General features: G+C 72.3%; 17 protein-coding genes. 16 read left to right on the plus strand and 1 reads right to left on the minus strand.

Annotated elements, in window-relative coordinates:
- Positions 1-14 precede the first annotated feature (14 nt).
- The 10 genes from lepB (ACIO9K_RS31810) (at position 15) to ACIO9K_RS31855 (ending at position 9,925) form a co-directional block, all read left to right on the plus strand.
- A complete protein-coding gene (gene lepB / locus ACIO9K_RS31810) occupies positions 15-872 on the plus strand; it encodes a signal peptidase I (RefSeq protein ID WP_363624887.1) in 858 nt (285 codons plus the stop codon).
- A gap of 240 nt (positions 873-1,112) precedes the next feature.
- A complete protein-coding gene (lepB, locus tag ACIO9K_RS31815; RefSeq protein WP_208869071.1) occupies positions 1,113-2,129 on the plus strand; it encodes a signal peptidase I in 1,017 nt (338 codons plus the stop codon).
- 145 nt (positions 2,130-2,274) lie between these two features.
- Positions 2,275-3,030 (plus strand): signal peptidase I, encoded by a 756-nt coding sequence (gene lepB / locus ACIO9K_RS31820; protein WP_400335031.1) that lies wholly within the window; start codon positions 2,275-2,277, stop codon positions 3,028-3,030.
- A 112-nt stretch (positions 3,031-3,142) separates the two neighbouring features.
- Entirely contained in the window at positions 3,143-3,616 is a 474-nt protein-coding gene (locus tag ACIO9K_RS31825) for an NUDIX domain-containing protein (RefSeq protein ID WP_363375893.1), read from the plus strand.
- Between the two features lie 55 nt (positions 3,617-3,671).
- A complete protein-coding gene (locus ACIO9K_RS31830) occupies positions 3,672-3,998 on the plus strand; it encodes a DUF2469 domain-containing protein (RefSeq protein WP_030056781.1) in 327 nt (108 codons plus the stop codon).
- 168 nt (positions 3,999-4,166) lie between these two features.
- Positions 4,167-4,736: a YraN family protein gene (locus tag ACIO9K_RS31835; RefSeq protein WP_400335034.1), complete on the plus strand. Its 570-nt coding sequence runs from the start codon at positions 4,167-4,169 to the stop codon at positions 4,734-4,736.
- Between the two features lies 1 nt (position 4,737).
- The gene (locus tag ACIO9K_RS31840) at positions 4,738-6,591 is read left to right on the plus strand and encodes a YifB family Mg chelatase-like AAA ATPase (RefSeq protein ID WP_400335036.1); all 1,854 of its coding nucleotides are present in this window, start codon (positions 4,738-4,740) and stop codon (positions 6,589-6,591) included.
- Between the two features lie 8 nt (positions 6,592-6,599).
- A complete protein-coding gene (gene dprA / locus ACIO9K_RS31845; protein ID WP_400335038.1) occupies positions 6,600-7,766 on the plus strand; it encodes a DNA-processing protein DprA in 1,167 nt (388 codons plus the stop codon).
- A gap of 305 nt (positions 7,767-8,071) precedes the next feature.
- Complete coding sequence (whiG, locus tag ACIO9K_RS31850) at positions 8,072-9,052, plus strand: RNA polymerase sigma factor WhiG (RefSeq protein WP_400335040.1); 981 nt, start codon at positions 8,072-8,074, stop codon at positions 9,050-9,052.
- A gap of 288 nt (positions 9,053-9,340) precedes the next feature.
- Complete coding sequence (locus ACIO9K_RS31855; protein ID WP_400335051.1) at positions 9,341-9,925, plus strand: TetR/AcrR family transcriptional regulator; 585 nt, start codon at positions 9,341-9,343, stop codon at positions 9,923-9,925.
- Between the two features lie 48 nt (positions 9,926-9,973).
- Here ACIO9K_RS31855 and ACIO9K_RS31860 read toward each other — a convergent pair whose 3' ends face one another.
- Complete coding sequence (locus ACIO9K_RS31860; protein ID WP_400335042.1) at positions 9,974-10,570, minus strand: M23 family metallopeptidase; 597 nt, start codon at positions 10,568-10,570, stop codon at positions 9,974-9,976.
- A gap of 709 nt (positions 10,571-11,279) precedes the next feature.
- Here ACIO9K_RS31860 and rpsB point away from each other — a divergent pair.
- The 6 genes from rpsB to ACIO9K_RS31890 form a co-directional block, all read left to right on the plus strand.
- A complete protein-coding gene (gene rpsB, locus ACIO9K_RS31865) occupies positions 11,280-12,182 on the plus strand; it encodes a 30S ribosomal protein S2 (RefSeq protein ID WP_400335044.1) in 903 nt (300 codons plus the stop codon).
- 129 nt (positions 12,183-12,311) lie between these two features.
- Positions 12,312-13,151, plus strand: a complete 840-nt coding sequence (tsf, locus tag ACIO9K_RS31870; RefSeq protein WP_363624869.1) for a translation elongation factor Ts — start codon at positions 12,312-12,314, stop codon at positions 13,149-13,151.
- Between the two features lie 261 nt (positions 13,152-13,412).
- On the plus strand, positions 13,413-14,177 hold the full coding sequence (pyrH, locus tag ACIO9K_RS31875) for a UMP kinase (protein WP_363624867.1): 765 nt from the start codon (positions 13,413-13,415) through the stop codon (positions 14,175-14,177).
- 98 nt (positions 14,178-14,275) lie between these two features.
- Entirely contained in the window at positions 14,276-14,833 is a 558-nt protein-coding gene (gene frr, locus ACIO9K_RS31880) for a ribosome recycling factor (RefSeq protein WP_063347665.1), read from the plus strand.
- On the plus strand, positions 14,833-16,311 hold the full coding sequence (locus ACIO9K_RS31885; protein WP_400335047.1) for a phosphatidate cytidylyltransferase: 1,479 nt from the start codon (positions 14,833-14,835) through the stop codon (positions 16,309-16,311). Before frr ends, ACIO9K_RS31885 begins: the two co-directional genes overlap by 1 nt.
- A 69-nt stretch (positions 16,312-16,380) precedes the next feature.
- A partial coding sequence (locus tag ACIO9K_RS31890; protein WP_400335053.1) for a transposase occupies positions 16,381-17,009 on the plus strand: 629 nt, incomplete at its 3' end.

Here is a 17,009-nt window from a genome sequence, read left to right on the forward strand (position 1 = left end):
GTGCGGGCCCAGCCGTGGTGCTTCCGGTCCGGGGCCGGGCCGATCGCCGCCGCAGCGCCCGACGCGCGGCCCGGCGGCGCAAGCGGTCGCTGCTGCGGGAGTTCCCGCTGATCATCGTGGTGGCGTTGCTGGTCGCGCTGGTGATGAAGACCTTCCTGCTCCAGGTGTTCGTGATTCCCTCCGGCTCGATGGAGCAGACCATCCAGGTGGGGGACCGGGTGCTGGTGGACAAGCTGACCCCCTGGTTCGGCAGCGAGCCGCAGCGCGGCGACGTGGTGGTGTTCAAGGATCCGGGCGGTTGGCTGGAGGGCGACCACAAGCCGTCCGACGACGGTCCGGTGCTGGGGGCGGCCAAGCAGGTCCTCACCTACGTCGGGCTGCTGCCGTCGGACAGCGAGCAGGACTTGATCAAACGGGTCATCGGCGTCGGCGGGGACACCGTGGAGTGCTGCGACACGCAGGGCCGGTTGAGCGTCAACGGCACGCCGGTGGACGAGCCGTACCTCGCGCCCGCCAACCCGCCGTCCCGGCAGCCCTTCAAGGTGCGGGTGCCGCAGGGCCGGCTCTGGGTCATGGGCGACCACCGGGACGTGTCCGCCGACTCCCGCTTCCACATGGGGAACCCGGGGCAGGGGACCATCCCGCTGAGCGGTGTGGTCGGCCGGGCCTTCATGAACGCCTGGCCGCTGGACCGCCTCCATCAACTTGGCGTGCCGAGTTCACTCTCCTCGTTGGCGCGGGCTCCGCAGGCGCGCGGAACTGCGCCGGAATCCGTGGGCGTTGGGCCGGTTCCGATGGAACCTCCGCTCGTTATGGGTGTGTTGGGCATCCTTCCGGCCGTCGTTCGTCGGCCAGGGCGGCCGCCCGAGTGAGCCGGGCCGGGCGTCTCGCGGCCGGGCCGCGCGCGTGGGACCGCGAGCCGGATGCCTTGGAGTGATAGAGAAGTGCAGGTGCGGCCGGGAGGTCCCGGTCGTGCGTCGAGGCTGTGCTGGTGTCAGGGGAGCCCGCGATGGGCAGTCCCGAAGCGTCCATGGTCGTGGTGAGCGTGGTGCCCGCTGTGCGGCACTGTGAGCGCGGGCGCGCGGGCGTCCGCACAGCAGGGAGGAGACGTTGTGGGGGATGTGGTGATCGGCGCCCGCTCAGGTGCCGGCGAGCCCGAGGGCTCTGGCGGTCGAGCGGCCCGGTCCGCCGAGTCCGGTGCGTCCTCGGCCTCGGTCGAGGACGCGGCGGCCCAGACCGCCGACGAGCATGGCGACGGGACGGAGGGCCCCACCGGGGGCTCTTCGGAGTCCCACCGGCCCGACGCCGAGTCGGCGGACCAGTCGGAGTCGCAGGCCCCCGGCAAGCAGCGCAAGCAGCGTTCCTTCTGGAAGGAACTGCCGATCCTGGTCGGCATCGCGCTGGTCCTGGCGTTGGTGATCAAGACCTTCTTCGTCCAGGCCTTCTCCATTCCGTCGGAGTCGATGCAGAACACGTTGCAGGTCGGTGACCGTGTCCTGGTGGACAAGCTGACCCCCTGGTTCGGAGCGGAGCCCGAGCGCGGTGAGGTCGTGGTGTTCCACGACCCGGGCGGCTGGCTGAACGACGAGCCGACCCCGCAGAGCAGCAACTCCTTCGTCCGGGGCGTCCAGGACGTGCTCAGCTTCGTCGGTCTGATGCCGTCGGCCAACGAGAAGGACCTGATCAAGCGGGTCATCGCGGTCGGCGGGGACACCGTCGAGTGCCAGGGCACCGGGCCGGTGAAGGTCAACGGCGTCGCGCTCAACGAGCCGTACGTCTACCAGGGCAACACCCCCTGCGGTGACCACCCGTTCGACCCGGTGAAGGTGCCCAACGGCCGGATCTGGGTGATGGGCGACCACCGCGCCGACTCGCTGGACTCCCGCTTCCACATGGACCAGCCGGGTGGCGGCACCGTTCCGGTGGGCAACGTGATCGGGCGGGCCTTCGTCGTGGCCTGGCCGGTCGGCCACTGGTCGACGCTCTCGGTGCCGAACACCTTCGACCAGAAGGGTCTGGCGGCGGCCGCGCCTCTGGCGCCTCCCGTGGCCGGCGCGGTGGGCGCGGTCGCGCTGCTTCCGCTGGTGCGTCGGGTGCGGGAGCGGAGGGACGGCCGGAAGGACTCCTGAGCTCCACCGGGTTCTCCCCAGCCCTTGCGCGGGCCGTGGTACCGACGAGTAATCTGCTCGGACGTGCCACGGCCCGTCGGCTTTTCCGCCGGCGCCCCCGGCGTGCCAGTGGTGTTCTCCGGTTGGCCAGAGGTGGACGGATTCGATGAGCGGTGTCGTTGAGCAGACGGCCGACCACCCGGCTTCGCCCGCCCGTTCGGGCCGCCGGCCCGCGGCGGTGCTGCAGGGCGTCGCGATCGCGCTCGGGCTGGTGCTGATGATCGGCGGCTTCGCCTTGATCGCGATCGACTACCGGCCGTACAGCATCCCGACCGCCTCGATGTCCCCCACGCTTCGGATCGGGGACACCGTGCTCGCCCGGAAGATCGACGGCGGGGCCGTCGGCCGGGGGGACGTCGTGGTCTTCCGGGACCAGGACTGGGGTGGCGAGCTCATGGTCAAGCGCGTGGTCGCGGTCGGCGGGGACACCGTCGCGGCCGCCGGCAACGACCACCGGCTGACGGTCGACGGACAGGCGGTGGAGGAGCCGTACCTCGCGGCGCAGGGCCCGCAGGGCTCCTCGTTCAACGTCACGGTGCCGCCGGGGCGGCTGTTCCTGCTCGGCGACAACCGGTTGGGCTCGCTCGACTCCCGCACCCACCTGGAGGTCGACGGCGGGACCGTCCCGGCCGGCGCGGTGGAGGCCAGGGTCGAGGCCACCATGATGCCGTTCGGCCGGGTGGGCGACCTCGGCCGGACCGCGGCCTTCGACGGGCTTCCCGGACCGAAGGCCGGTGCGCCCGGGCCGCTGCAACCGGCCGCCTTCGCGACCGTTGCGGGCGCGGCGCTGATCCTCGTGACTTCGGCGGTGGGCGGGGTGGCGGGCCTGGCCCGCCGGCTCAGCCGGGGGCGCAGCTCCTGATCGCGGTCGTCGCGGCCCGGGCCGCTCTGCCGAACATCGCCCCGGATGGCGGCGCCGGGTGGCAGGATCGGTAGCGCCACCGACGCGAACGGAAGGAGCGTGGAGCGCTGCCATGACGGCACAACGGCGCAGGGCGGCGCGGATCCTGCTGCTGGACGGGCAGGACCGCATCCTTCTCTTCCTGGGCTCCGACCCGGCGACGCCGGGGGAGGCGTGGTGGTTCACGCCCGGCGGCGGCTTGGAGCCCGGGGAGGACGTGCGGGAGGCCGCCGCGCGGGAACTCGCGGAGGAGACCGGCCTACGGGGTGTGGACCTGGGGCCCTTGGTGGCGTACGGCACGGTGTCGTTCTCCTTTCAGGGACGGCGTTACGAGCAGGATCAGTGGTTCCATCTGGCCCGGACCACGGAGACGGGGCTCGACCACTCGGGGATGGGCGAGGAGGAACACGCCCAACTGCTCGCGGCGCGCTGGTGGACGGTCGAGGAGCTGAGGGGGACCGCCGAGACGGTCTACCCGGTCGGATTGGCGGACTTCCTGGAGCGACTGCTGGCCGAGGGCCCGCCGGTCGCCCCGGTACGGCTCTGAGCGTGGGTGCGGTGGTCCACAATGGGTGGACGTGACAAGTTGAGGGGACGCCTGGATGAGTGCCGAAGATCTCGAGAAGTACGAGACCGAGATGGAGCTCAAGCTCTACCGGGAGTACCGGGACGTCGTCGGCCTGTTCAAGTACGTGATCGAGACCGAGCGACGGTTCTACCTCACCAATGACTACGAGCTGCAGGTGCACTCGGTGCAGGGCGAGGTCTTCTTCGAGGTGTCGATGGCGGATGCGTGGGTCTGGGACATGTACCGGCCGGCCCGGTTCGTCCGTAAGGTCCGGGTGCTGACCTTCAAGGACGTGAACATCGAGGAACTCGCGAAGAGCGATCTGGAGCTGCCCTCGGACGAGTCCGGCTTCGGGAACTGACGTTGGACTGCTCGGACCGGCGTTGTCCAGCGGAATTTCGCGCGATCGGGGCGTCTCACTCCTGCGGGTGACAAAAGTTATCCACAGGCTCGAGTTATCCACAGGGAACCGGAAATCCCCGGCCCCGCCGTGCGCGACGGTGCAACCTCCACGGCGGAGGTGGTCACCGTGCAGAACACGATCACGCAGGACCAGGCCGTACCGGGTGCGGCCGTACTGGACCAGGCCGGAGCGGCCGCAGCCGCGCGGGACGGCACGAAAGGCGACACGAGGGACGGAACCGGGCCGGGCCCGGGCCGCAGTGTCGGCGGCCGCAGTACCAACAACGGGCTCGGCCGCTACGGCGAGCGGGTCGCCGCCCGCCGTCTCACGGAGGCCGGGCTCCGCATCCTGGACCGCAACTGGCGCTGTGTCGAGGGTGAGTTGGACATCGTCGCCCTCGACGGCGATACCGTGGCGGTCTGCGAGGTGAAGACCCGCTCCGAGCGGGGCTTCCAACAACCCAGCGAGGCCATCGGCCAGGCCAAGGCCGCCCGGTTGCAACGCCTGGCGGAGCGCTGGATGGCCGAACGCTGGCCGGGCCACTTCGCACGGCTGGCCGGTCCCGGGTACGACCCCGGGCCCACGGACCCGCACTGGCCGCCCGCTCCGCCCGGGGGCGTGCGGATCGACCTGGTGGCCGTGGTCAACCGGGCCCGGGGTGCGGCCCTGGTCGACCACCTGCGGGGGGTGGTCTGAGATGGCCTTCGCCCGTACCTGTTCCGTCGCGCTGGTCGGCGTCGACGGAGTGATCGTCGAGGTCCAGGCCGACCTGGAGCCCGGGGTGGCCGCGTTCACCCTGGTCGGCCTGCCCGACAAGGCGCTGTCCGAGGCCCGCGACCGGGTGCGCGCGGCCGTGGTCAACAGCGGTGAGGCCTGGCCGCAGCGCAAGCTGACCGTCGGGCTCAGTCCGGCCTCGGTGCCCAAGAGCGGCAGTGGCTTCGACCTCGCGGTGGCCTGCGCCGTCCTGGCCGCGGCCGAGCGGCTCGACCCTTCCTCCATCGCCGAGCTGCTGATCATCGGCGAACTGGGGCTGGACGGCCGGGTGCGGCCGGTCCGCGGGGTGCTGCCGTCGGTGCTGGCCGCGGCCGACGCGGGATACCAGCGGGTCGTGGTCGCGGAGCAGACCGCGCCCGAGGCCTCGCTCGTTCCGGGCGTGACCGTGATCGGCGTCCGCAGCCTGCGGCAGCTGATCGCCGTCCTGACCGGCGCGCCCGCGCCGGAGGAACCGCCCGACCCGATCGGCGGCCGGCCGGATCCGCTGATGGCCGGCCTGATGCTGCCCAGCGCCGGCGTCCGGGGACTGTCCGACGACAAGTCGGCGCGCCTCGACCTGGCCGACGTGGCCGGACAGTACGAGGCCCGGCGCGCCCTGGAGATCGCCGCCGCCGGCGGTCACCACCTGTACCTCAAGGGCCCACCGGGCGCGGGCAAGACGATGCTGGCGGAGCGGCTGCCCTCGCTGCTCCCGCCACTGACCCAGAAGGAGGCCCTGGAGGTCACCGCCGTGCACTCGGTGGCCGGGCTGCTCCCGGCAGGGCGCCCGCTCATCGACACGGCGCCGTACTGCGCCCCGCACCACTCCACGACGATGCCGGCGATCGTCGGCGGCGGCAGCGGCCTGCCGAGACCGGGGGCGGTCTCGCTGGCCCACCGGGGCGTGCTGTTCCTGGACGAGGCGCCGGAGTTTCCGGTCCGGGTGCTCGACTCACTGCGCCAGCCGCTGGAGTCGGGCGAGGTGGTGATCGCCCGCTCGGCCGGCTCACTCCGGCTCCCGGCCAGGTTCCTCCTCTGCCTGGCCGCCAATCCCTGTCCGTGCGGCCGGCATTCACGGCGGGGTGAGGGCTGCGAGTGCACTCCTGCGATGGTCAGCCGCTATCAGGGGCGACTCTCCGGGCCGCTGCTGGACCGGGTCGACCTCCAGGTCCAGGTCGCCCCGGTGACGAGGATCGAACTCATGGAACGGGACGCCACGGCGGAGAACACCGAGACCGTCGCGGCCCGGGTGCTGGCCGCGCGGGAACGGGCGGCGGCCCGGCTGGCGGCCACCCCGTGGCGGACCAACGCGGAAGTCCCGGGCCACGAACTGCGGACCCGCTGGCAGCTCGCCCCCGGCGCACTGAACGACGTCGCCCGCCAGTTGGAGCGAGGGGTGCTGACCGCCCGCGGCCTGGACCGGGTGCTCCGGGTCGCCTGGACGGTCGCCGACCTCGCCGGTCGCGATCGGCCGGACCAGCGGGACGTTCGCACCGCACTGGTCCTGCGTACCGGCGTCGAGCAGGGGCTGCCGCTGGGCGAGCGGGTCTACGGCCGACTCGGTGGCATCCCGGCCCAGCGCAGCGGGCCGGTCGACGAGCCGCCCGAAGGGCAGAGCCGGTCGGGCCGGTTCGAGAAGCCCGATCGTCCCGACTGCCCCGACCCGGAGAGTCCTGGCCCGGAGAGTGCTGGTCGGTCGGACCGCCCCGATGCCCCTGGCCGATCCATCCGGTCCGGCTCCGCCAAACGGTCCGGGAAACGCGACCGGCATCCGGCGTACGAGGGCGGTGAGGCATGAACCCGATGATGACGCACCTTCAGCCTCCCGGCCGGGCAGAGCCCGAGTCCGGTCCCGATCCGGAGCGCCTCGCCCGCGCCGTACTCAGCCGGCTGAGCGAGCCCGGGGACGCCGTGGTCGGCCGGTGGCTCGGTCAGCTCTCCGCAGCCGACGTCGTCCGGGCGATCCGCGACGGGACGGTGCCCGCGCACCCCGGACTGGACGGCCCCCGGCTGGTCGGCTACCAGGCGAGACTCCCCGGTCTGGACCCGGCCGAGGACCTGGAACGGGTACGAGCCGTCGGTGGACGCTTCATCATTCCGGGGGACACGGAATGGCCCAGCCAACTGGACGATCTGGGCGACGGGCGCCCGATCGGGCTCTGGACGACCGGCACGGGGTCGCTGCGGCTGCTCGCGCTCCGCTCGGTGGCGATGGTCGGCTCCCGGGCCTGCACGGCCTACGGCGCCCACGTCGCTGGGGAGTTGTCGGCCCAACTGGCCGAGCGAGGTTGGGTCGTGGTGTCCGGAGCCGCCTACGGGATCGACGCGGCCGCCCACCGAGGGGCGCTCTCCGTCGGCGGGATGACCATCGCGGTGCTCGCCTGCGGGGTCGACGTGGCCTACCCGAAGGGGAACGCCGAACTGATCCGGCGGATCGGTGTCCAGGGGCTGCTGGTCAGCGAACTCCCGCCTGGGGAGCACCCGAACCGCTTCCGCTTCGTGCTCCGCAACCGGGTCATCGCGGCGCTCACCCGGGGCACGGTGGTGGTCGAGGCGGCGATGCGCAGCGGCGCGCTGAGCACGGCCAGACGGGCGCGGGACCTCAACCGCCACACCATGGGCGTCGCCGGCCCGGTGACCTCGGAACTCTCGGCCGGGGTGCACGCCCTGATCCGCAGCGGCGGCGCCACGCTGGTCACCGACTCCGCCGAGATCGCCGAACTGATCGGGGCGATCGGGGACGACCTGGCTCCGCAGCGCAGCGGCCCGGTCCTGCCCAGGGATCTGCTGGAGCCGGCGGTGGCCCGGGTGCTGGAGGCCGTCCCGGCGACGGCGGAGGGCGCGCCGATCGAGCGGTTGGCCCGACAGTCCGGACTCCCTCCGGACGAAGTACTGCAGCGGCTCTACGAGTTGGGCTCGCTCGGTTACGTCGAGCGGCACGGCGCGCACTGGCGCCTGGTGCGGAGGAGGTGACGGTCGGAACGGAGCGCACATCCGTGCCGTGGGGAGGGAGTGTCGGAATCGCCCGGCTGACCTGCTGCTCCGGTTCGTCCGTTCGCGTGCCCGGATCCGGTGGCGCGAACGCCACCGGATCGGGGGACGACCGAGTGGCGGTAGCGCATTGCAGCGAGTCGGTCACGCTACGCTCCACATGCCTTCCCTATCAGCACATGACTCGGCAGAACGGCGCAGACCAACGCATGCCCACACACATTCCCGGACACAGAGTGACCGGTGGCGCCCGGTCCTCGGGAGGGCCGCGGACCGAGCGGCGCCCCGTGACTGAGTTCCCGCCCAAGGCGACGGGGACGATGGGGGGCCTGTCGCGCCAGGGCGGCCGGCCGACGGCGGTGCCGGGCCAGCCCGCCGACGCGGTCGCCGCCGCCACCACCGGCGACGGCGCAGCCCGCCCGATCGCTGCCGGCGCCCTGCCACCGGACGGCACCCCCCCGCCAGGCCCGGAGCAGGGGCCGAGCGGTCAGGGCCCCGGAGCCCAGGGGCGCACCGCGCTCGAAGAGCTCTGGCGCTCCTACAAGGAGACCGGCGACCAGCGGCTGCGCGAGCAGCTGATCCTGCACTACTCACCGCTCGTCAAGTACGTGGCGGGGCGGGTCGGGGTCGGCCTGCCCTCCAACGTCGAGCAGGCCGACTTCGTCTCCTCGGGGGTCTTCGGGCTGATCGACGCGATCGAGAAGTTCGACGTCGACCGCGCGATCAAGTTCGAGACCTACGCGATCAGCCGGATCCGCGGCGCGATCATCGACGAACTGCGTGCCCTGGACTGGATCCCGCGCTCGGTGCGGCAGAAGGCGAAGGCCGTCGAGCGGACGTACGCGACGCTGGAGGCCCGGCTGCGCCGTACGCCGCACGAGCCCGAGGTCGCGGCCGAGATGGGCATCGCGATCGAGGATCTGCACGCGATCTTCAGCCAGCTGTCCCTGGCCAACGTGGTGGCCTTGGACGAACTGCTGCACCCGGTGGGGGAGGGCGGCGACCGGCTGAGCCTGATGGACACCCTGGTGGACCACGGTGCCGACAACCCGGTCGAGGTGGCCGAGGACCGCGAGCTGCGCAGGCTGCTGGCCCATGCGGTCAACACCCTCCCCGAGCGGGAGAAGACCGTGGTGACGCTCTACTACTACGAGGGCCTCACCCTCGCCGAGATCGGCCAGGTGCTGGGGGTGACGGAGAGCCGGGTGAGCCAGATCCACACCAAGTCCGTCCTCCAACTGCGCGCCAAGCTGTCGGACATCCGGTAGCGAGGGCGGGGGCCCGTTCCGGCCCGGCAGACCTCCGGCCCGGCAGACCTCCGGGTCGCGACCCCGACCACGTCACCGGTGCGCACCCGCCCGGCCGCGTGCCCGGTCCGCACCTGCCTGGCCGGAACCCTGGGCCGTTACTCCGGGCCGGACCCCGGGTTGTGCGCCCACTCGCACGCCTCGCCGCGCGCCTGCGCGCCCTCGCTCCCCGCCCAGATGCGCGGCGCCGTACCGGCCGAAGGTAGGGCTCCGTACAGTGGGAGCGTGCCGAAGATCCGAGCGGCCACGGTGGCCGAGCATCGCCAGCTGCAGCGCGCAGCCCTCCTTGACGCTGCCCGCACCCTGCTCACGGAGGGCGGCATGGAGGCGCTGACCTTCCCCGCGCTCGCTGCGCGCACCTCCCTGGCGCGCTCCTCGGTCTACGAGTACTTCCGCTCCCGGGCCGCCGTGGTCGAGGCGCTCTGCGAGGTGGACTTCCCGCTCTGGGCGGCCGAGATCGAGGCCGGGATGGAGAGCTGCGACAGCGCGGCCGACCGGATCGAGGCGTATGTCCGCGGCCAGCTGGCGTTGGCCGCGGACCCGCGCCACCGGGCGGTGGTGGCGATCTCCGCGCTCGAACTCGACGAGGCCGCGCGCGAGCGCATCCGGGCGGCGCACGGCAAGCTGGTCGGCCTGGTCGTCCGGGCCCTGGAGGATCTCGGTCACGCGCAGCCCCGGCTCGCTGCGGCGCTGCTCCAAGGGGTCGTGGAGGCGGCCGTGCGCCGGGCCGAGCAAGTGGCGGCGGGGGGCCGCGCCGGGTGTGCGGCCGAGCGCCCCGAGCTGATCGCGGACGCCGCGGTGGCCATGGCCCTGCACGGCCTCGACCGGGCCTGAGCCGCCATTCGGCCCGGTTCGTCTGGTTCATCCGGTTCAGCTGATTCATCAGGTGCGCCCGGCGCCGCCCAGCGGCAGCAGCCGCGCCGCTCCCGCGCCGAACAGGGCCAGCGGGTCGAGGTAGCGTCCGCCGCGCAGCAGCCCCCAGTGCAGGCAGTCCCGCGCTGGGCAGTGCCGCCCGTCGGGGGCGAGCCGCCCGATCACCTGTCCGGCGGGTACCTCGGTGCCGACCGGGGCGGTGCCGGCGACGGGCAGGTAGGTGGTCCGCAAGGGGGGTGACCCCGAGCCGGGGTGGGTGACGGTCACCACCGGGCGTCCCGCCACCAGCCCGGAGAAGGTGACCACCCCGGCGGCAGCCGCCCGTACCTCCGCCCCGGGTGCGGCGGCGAGGTCCACTCCCCGGTGTCCGGTGGCCCACGGCGTGGCCGGTGGTTCGAACCGCCCGAGCACCCCGCCGGGCCCGCCCACCGGCCAGGCCCGCGCACCGCCCGAACCGGTCCGGCCGGTCTCGCCGCCCCCGCCAGCGCCTCCGGCACCCCCGCCCGGACCTGGGCCGACACCCCCACTGAGAGCGGCGCCCTGTGTTGCGCCGCCCGAGACCAGCAGCACCAGTGCCACCAGCACGGCGACCAGCCCCCGCAGCACGCCAAACGAGCGTGGCCCCAACCAACCCGGCCCCAACCGGTCCGGCCCCAACCAACCCGGCCTCAGTCGGTCCGGCCCCAAGCGGGCCGGACCGACGGCGGACAGAACCGGGCACCCAGCGCGAGCAGTCATGCCCCGAGGCTTGCTGCGCCGCCGCCCCGGTGCCACCCACTTCCGGACTCCTGTGGACAAATCGCCCTCGTGGCCGGATCCCGTCCCTCCAGCGGGTGTACGGATGCCGCCATCCGGTGTACAAGCACCGCAGCAGCAGCGCTCCCAGGGCCCGGCCGGCCCGCCTCCGGTCCGTCTCCGGCCCGCCTCCGCCCCGCTCCCGCCAGCGCGGATCCTCCCGCCCAGGGCCCCCGCCGGTCGCGGAGTCGCCCGCCCCGCAGCGCTTCCCGTACACTTCACACGCGACCCGGTCCGCCGGGTCGACTTCGCACGCCCCGCCACCGGTGGACGGACGCGGCCCGGCCGCTGCCCCCGCCAGGTGCGAGTGCCGCTCGGTCCGCCGAGCCCGCCTGGTCCCCGGACCGTGCGGGTTCAAGCGGCTCGGCACGTTCGGGGCGTCAGGCGTGGCTGTCACCTGGCTGCCACGGACAAACCGAGCCTGACCCGGCCGGACGCACCGCGCGAGCGGGGGGCGCCACCGCGCGAACCCGCCGTCCGTTGCGCGACCGCCGGGCCGTAACACCTGAGGAGCACGGCTATGGCCGTCGTCACGATGCGGGAGCTGCTGGAGAGCGGCGTCCACTTCGGTCACCAGACCCGCCGTTGGAACCCGAAGATGAAGCGCTTCATCATCACGGAGCGCAACGGCATCTACATCATCGACCTCCTGCAGTCGCTGAACTACATCGACCGCGCCTTCGAGTTCATCAAGGAGACCGTTGCCCACGGCGGCAGCGTCCTCTTCGTCGGCACGAAGAAGCAGGCCCAGGAGGCCATCGCCGAGCAGGCCACCCGCGTGGGCATGCCCTACGTGAACCAGCGCTGGCTCGGCGGCATGCTGACCAACTTCTCGACCGTCTACAAGCGCCTGCAGCGCCTGAAGGAGCTCGGCGAGCTGGACTTCTCGGACGTGGCCGGTTCCGGCCTCACCAAGAAGGAGCTCCTGGTCCTCCAGCGCGAGCACGACAAGCTGGAGAAGACCCTCGGCGGTATCCGTGACATGCAGCGCGTTCCCAGCGCCGTGTGGATCGTGGACACCAAGAAGGAGCACATCGCGGTCGGCGAGGCCCGGAAGCTCAACATCCCGGTCGTCGCCATCCTCGACACCAACTGTGACCCCGACGAGGTCGACTACAAGATCCCGGGCAACGACGACGCGATCCGCTCCGTCACCCTGCTGACCCGCGTGATCGCCGACGCCGTGGCCGAGGGTCTGAAGGCCCGCGCCGGTGTCGCCAAGGGCGACGTCAAGGCCGAGCCGGGCGCCGACCAGCCGCTGGCCGACTGGGAGAAGGACCTCATCGAGGGCGAGAAGAAGGCCGAGGAGGCCCCCGCCGCCGCCGAGGCTCCGGCCGCTGAGGCCCCCGCCGCCGAGGCTCCGGCCGTCGAGGCCCCCGCCACCGAGGCTGCGGCCACCGAGGCGCCGGCCGAGCAGGCCTGACGTACCAAGGGTGAGGGGCACCCGCCGGTACGACACCGGTAGGTGCCCCTCTCTCCCGCGCCGGGACCGAACCATCGGTCCCGGCGTCTCCCCACGCAGACACGCGAGACGCGAGAAGAGATTCACACCATGGCGAACTTCACCGCCGCGGACGTCAAGAAGCTCCGTGAGCTCACCGGCGCCGGCATGATGGACTGCAAGAAGGCCCTGGACGAGGCCGAGGGCAACGTCGAGAAGGCCGTCGAGCTCCTGCGCATCAAGGGCCAGAAGGGCGTTGCCAAGCGCGAGGGCCGTGACGCCTCCAACGGCGCCGTCGCCGCGCTGATCGCCGAGGACAAGAAGTCCGGCGTTCTGGTCGAGCTGAACTGCGAGACCGACTTCGTCGCCAAGGGTGACAACTTCGTCAAGGTCGCCGACGCGATCGCCGCTCACGTGGCCAAGACCGCCCCGGCCGACCTGGACGCCGCCCTGGCGTCCGAGATCGAGGCCGGCAAGACCGTCCAGCAGTTCGTCGACGAGGCCAACGCGACCCTGGGCGAGAAGATCGTCTTCCGTCGCTTCGCCCAGTTCGACGGTGACGGCTTCGTCGCGGTCTACCTGCACAAGACCAGCCCCGACCTGCCGCCGGCCGTCGGCGTCCTGGTCGAGCTGGACAAGGAGAACGCCGAGGTCGCGAAGGACGTCGCGCAGCACATCGCCGCGTTCGCGCCGAAGTTCCTGTCCCGCGCGGAGATCCCGGCCGAGGACCTCGAGAACGAGCGTCGCGTCGCCGAGGCCACCGCACGCGAGGAGGGCAAGCCCGAGGCCGCCCTGCCGAAGATCGTCGAGGGTCGCGTCACCGGCTTCGTCAAGGAGAACTCCGTCCTGGAGCAGGCCTTCGCGAAGGACAACAAGAAGACCGTCGCCAAGGTCCTCGAGGAGAACGGCGTCGCCCTCAAGCGCTTCGCCCGCTTCCGCGTCGGCGCCTGAGCCACGTTCCACCTGGTCCCCGGCACCCTTACGCTGGGAACCGCCCCCGCCCGTTGACCGGGGCGGGCGGAACGCCGAACGGGCTCACCCAGTGCCAACCGTCCACGGGCGGGCCGCGTCGGCACCATGAACGACGAGGAGGCCATTGCCGTGCAGGACACCGAACCGGTTCCCGCGGCAGTGGCCTCCTCTCGCGTACGCGCAGGCCGGGCATCCGCACACCCGCGCCTGTGAGCCAGTAGGTGCAAAAAGGAGAAGTCCATGCAGGAGACGCAGGAGACCGCGCAGGACCCCAAGGTCGGCTCGCGCCGCCGGGTGCTGCTCAAGCTGTCCGGTGAAGCCTTTGCCGGTGGTGGCGGACTCGGCGTCGACCCGGACGTCGTGCACGCGATCGCCCGGGAGATCGCCACCGTCGTCCGTGCCGGTACCGAGGTCGCGGTGGTCATCGGCGGCGGCAACTTCTTCCGGGGCGCCGAGTTGCAGGTCCGCGGCATGGACCGGGCGCGCTCCGACTACATGGGCATGCTCGGCACCGTGATGAACTGCCTGGCGCTGCAGGACTTCCTGGTCAAGGAAGGCATCGAGACCCGGGTCCAGACCGCGATCACCATGGGCCAGGTCGCCGAGCCGTACCTGCCGCTGCGGGCCGTCCGGCACCTGGAGAAGGGCCGTGTGGTGATCTTCGGTGCCGGTATGGGCATGCCGTACTTCTCGACCGACACCACCGCCGTCCAGCGGGCCCTGGAGATCCACGCCGACGTCCTGCTGATGGGCAAGAACGGCGTGGACGGCGTCTACGACTCGGACCCCCGGACCAACCCGGACGCGGTGAAGTTCGACGCGCTGGAGTACTCCGAGGTCATCGCGCGCGACCTCAAGGTCGCCGACCTCACCGCGATCACGCTGTGCAAGGACAACAACCTCCCGATGCTGGTCTTCGAGCTGCTGGCGGAGGGCAATATCGCGCGCGCGGTGAAGAGTGAGAAGATCGGCACACTCATCAGCCAGGATTCTGTCCGGGCCTGAGCAGCAATCAGCCGTACGGGACGGCGCCGTCGCCGTGACCGGCCTCGACGCCGACACCGGTCGGGACAATCGCAGATGAACCGGACAGGGAGATCACAGTGATCGAAGAGACCCTCCTCGAAGCCGAGGAGAAGATGGAGAAGGCCGTCGCCGTCGCCAAGGACGACTTCGCCGCCATCCGCACCGGCCGTGCCCACCCGGCGATGTTCGCCAAGATCGTCGCCGAGTACTACGGCACCGTGACGCCGATCAACCAGCTGGCCTCGTTCTCGGTGCCGGAGCCCCGGATGGCGGTCGTCTCGCCGTTCGACAAGACCGCGCTGAAGGCGATCGAGCAGGCGATCCGCGACTCCGACCTGGGCGTCAACCCGTCCAACGACGGTTCCCTCATCCGGGTGGTGCTGCCCGAGCTGACCGAGGAGCGCCGCCGGGAGTTCATCAAGGTGGCCCGGGGCAAGGGCGAGGACGCGAAGGTCTCGATCCGCGCGGTGCGCCGCAAGGCCAAGGACGCCATCGACAAGCTGGTCAAGGACGGCGAGGTCGGCGAGGACGACGGCCGCCGCGCCGAGAAGGAGCTCGACGACACCACGGCCAAGTACGTGGCCGCCGTCGACGAGCTGCTGAAGCACAAGGAAGCCGAGCTGCTCGAAGTCTGATGAACGACGCCCCTGACGCCCCTGGCTACTGGGGCCCGTCCGACCAGCAGTTCCAGCCCTACCGCCCGGCGCCGCAGCCCCGGCCGCAGGCTCCTCTGCAGCAGGCGCACCCGGCGCCGGGGTACGGCGAGTACCCGGCGCCGCCGCAGGCCCAGGGCTATCCCGGTCGCCCGGGCGGCGGGGCCGCCCACCCGGGTGCGCCGGGCGGCGCGCCGGGTGACCCCGGCCACCGTTCGGATCACTCGCAGCAGCCTCCGGTGTACTGGGGCGGCGACGCGGAGGAGACTCAGGTCATGCCTCCTGTACCGGCGGGCCCCGGCCCGTTCCCCGGCGTGCCGGACCAGGGCCCGCCGGCGGGCTCCGGCCGGCCGGGTGACCCCGCCGCCGGTCAGTCCCGGGAGGCCGGTCGGCTGAGCGGCCCGCTGTTCCGGGACGACCGGTCCGAGGCGGCGGTGCCGGGTGTGACGGAGACGGTCGTGCTGCGCGCGATAACCGATGACGCCACCCCCGGCCGCGGCGCCCCGCCGCGCCCCGGGGCCCCGGTGCCTCCCGCGCCGCCGTCGAGTCACCCGGCGGCCGGGCAGCCCCACTTCGTGCCGTCGTCCCATCCAGGGCAGGAGACACCCGTGGCCGCCCAGTCCGCCCCGCAGCCGCAGCCGCGCAAGCAGCGCGGTGGCCGTAACCTCCAGGCCGCGATAGGCGTGGGGGTCGGTCTCGGTGCGGTGATCATCGCCTCGCTGTTCGTGGTGAAGGCGCTGTTCCTGTTCGTCGTGATGGCCGCGGTGTCGGTCGGCGTCTGGGAGCTGACCAGTCGGCTCGCCGAGCGCAAGCAGATCAAGGCGCCGCTGGTGCCGCTGGTCGCGGGCGGCATCGCCATGATCGCCACCGGCTACTGGGCCGGGGTGCAGTGGGCCGCGGCCTCGCTCGCGCTGACCGGGCTGGCGGTGATGCTCTGGCGGATGGCCGAGCCGCCGGAGGACTACCTGCGGGACATAACGGCCGGGGTGTTCACCGCCTTCTACGTGCCGTTCCTGGCCACCTTCGTGGCGTTGATGCTGGCGGCCGACGACGGTCCCCAGCGGATCGTGCTGTTCCTGATCGTCACGATCTGCAGCGACACGGGCGCCTACGCCGTGGGCTACAAGTTCGGCAAGACCAAGCTCGCCCCGACGATCAGCCCCGGCAAGACCCGTGAGGGCCTGGCCGGCGGCATCGGCCTGTCGATGCTGGCGGGCGCCGTGCTGATGGAGCTGATCATCGACGGCGGCAGCTGGTGGCAGGGCCTGATCCTGGGCGGCTGCGCGGCGGTCACCGCGACCCTGGGCGACCTGGGCGAGTCGATGATCAAGCGCGACCTCGGCATCAAGGACATGGGCACGCTGCTGCCCGGCCACGGCGGCATCATGGACCGGCTGGACTCGCTCCTGCCGACCGCCCCGGTGGTCTGGCTGCTGCTGGCGGCCTTCGTCGGCAGCTAGAAGGCTGATGAAGATCTTGGGTTCTGGCCCCACCGTATGGGCGGTGGGGCCAGACTCGTGTCTGTGGCGATGGGGGAATGGGTCGGGGAGACGGTCGGGCCGGATGTGTGGGAGACGTGCTGGGAGCTGATTCCGGCGGGGAGTGTGTTCGCGTTCCTGGCCGAGCGCCGGGGCCGGCTGTTCCCGGCACGGATGTTCGCGGACATGTATCCGTCGGCGAACGGGCGTCCGAGCATGCCGCCGCAGATCCTCGCGGCGGCGATCACGTTGCAGGCGCTGCACGGGTTGTCGGACTTCGAGACGGTCCAGGAGCTGCGGTGCGACCTGCGGTGGAAGGCCGCGTGCGGGCTGGGCCTGAACGACACCGCGTTCGACCCGTCGCTGCTGGCCTACTTCCGCCGCCGGCTGGCCCACTCGGCTCGTCCGAACCGGGTCTTCGAGGCCGTGCGGGAGGTCGTGAACGCGACCGGCGTGCTCAAGGGCCGCCAGAAGCGGGCATTGGACTCGACCGTGCTGGACGACGCGGTCGCCACCCAGGACACCGTCACCCAGCTGATCGCCGCCGTCCGTTCGGTGGTCCGCGAGGTCCCCGGCGCCGACCGAGTGGCCGCCGCACACTGCACCGCGCACGACTACACCGATCCGGGCAAGCCCCGGATCGCCTGGAACGACGAGCAGGCCCGGGCCGACCTGGTGAA

This window comes from Kitasatospora sp. NPDC087271 (assembly GCF_044744605.1).
Lineage (GTDB): Bacteria > Actinomycetota > Actinomycetes > Streptomycetales > Streptomycetaceae > Kitasatospora.

What these genes read in the sequence shown, in the direction of transcription:
- lepB (WP_400335031.1), top strand. Translation starts at nt 2,275, where the DNA reads ATGAGCGGTGTCGTTGAGCAGACGGCCGACCACCCGGCTTCGCCCGCC.
- ACIO9K_RS31825 (WP_363375893.1), top strand. Translation starts at nt 3,143, where the DNA reads ATGACGGCACAACGGCGCAGGGCGGCGCGGATCCTGCTGCTGGACGGG.
- ACIO9K_RS31830 (WP_030056781.1), top strand. Translation starts at nt 3,672, where the DNA reads ATGAGTGCCGAAGATCTCGAGAAGTACGAGACCGAGATGGAGCTCAAG.
- ACIO9K_RS31840 (WP_400335036.1), top strand. Translation starts at nt 4,738, where the DNA reads ATGGCCTTCGCCCGTACCTGTTCCGTCGCGCTGGTCGGCGTCGACGGA.
- dprA (WP_400335038.1), top strand. Translation starts at nt 6,600, where the DNA reads ATGACGCACCTTCAGCCTCCCGGCCGGGCAGAGCCCGAGTCCGGTCCC.
- rpsB (WP_400335044.1), top strand. Translation starts at nt 11,280, where the DNA reads ATGGCCGTCGTCACGATGCGGGAGCTGCTGGAGAGCGGCGTCCACTTC.
- tsf (WP_363624869.1), top strand. Translation starts at nt 12,312, where the DNA reads ATGGCGAACTTCACCGCCGCGGACGTCAAGAAGCTCCGTGAGCTCACC.
- pyrH (WP_363624867.1), top strand. Translation starts at nt 13,413, where the DNA reads ATGCAGGAGACGCAGGAGACCGCGCAGGACCCCAAGGTCGGCTCGCGC.
- ACIO9K_RS31885 (WP_400335047.1), top strand. Translation starts at nt 14,833, where the DNA reads ATGAACGACGCCCCTGACGCCCCTGGCTACTGGGGCCCGTCCGACCAG.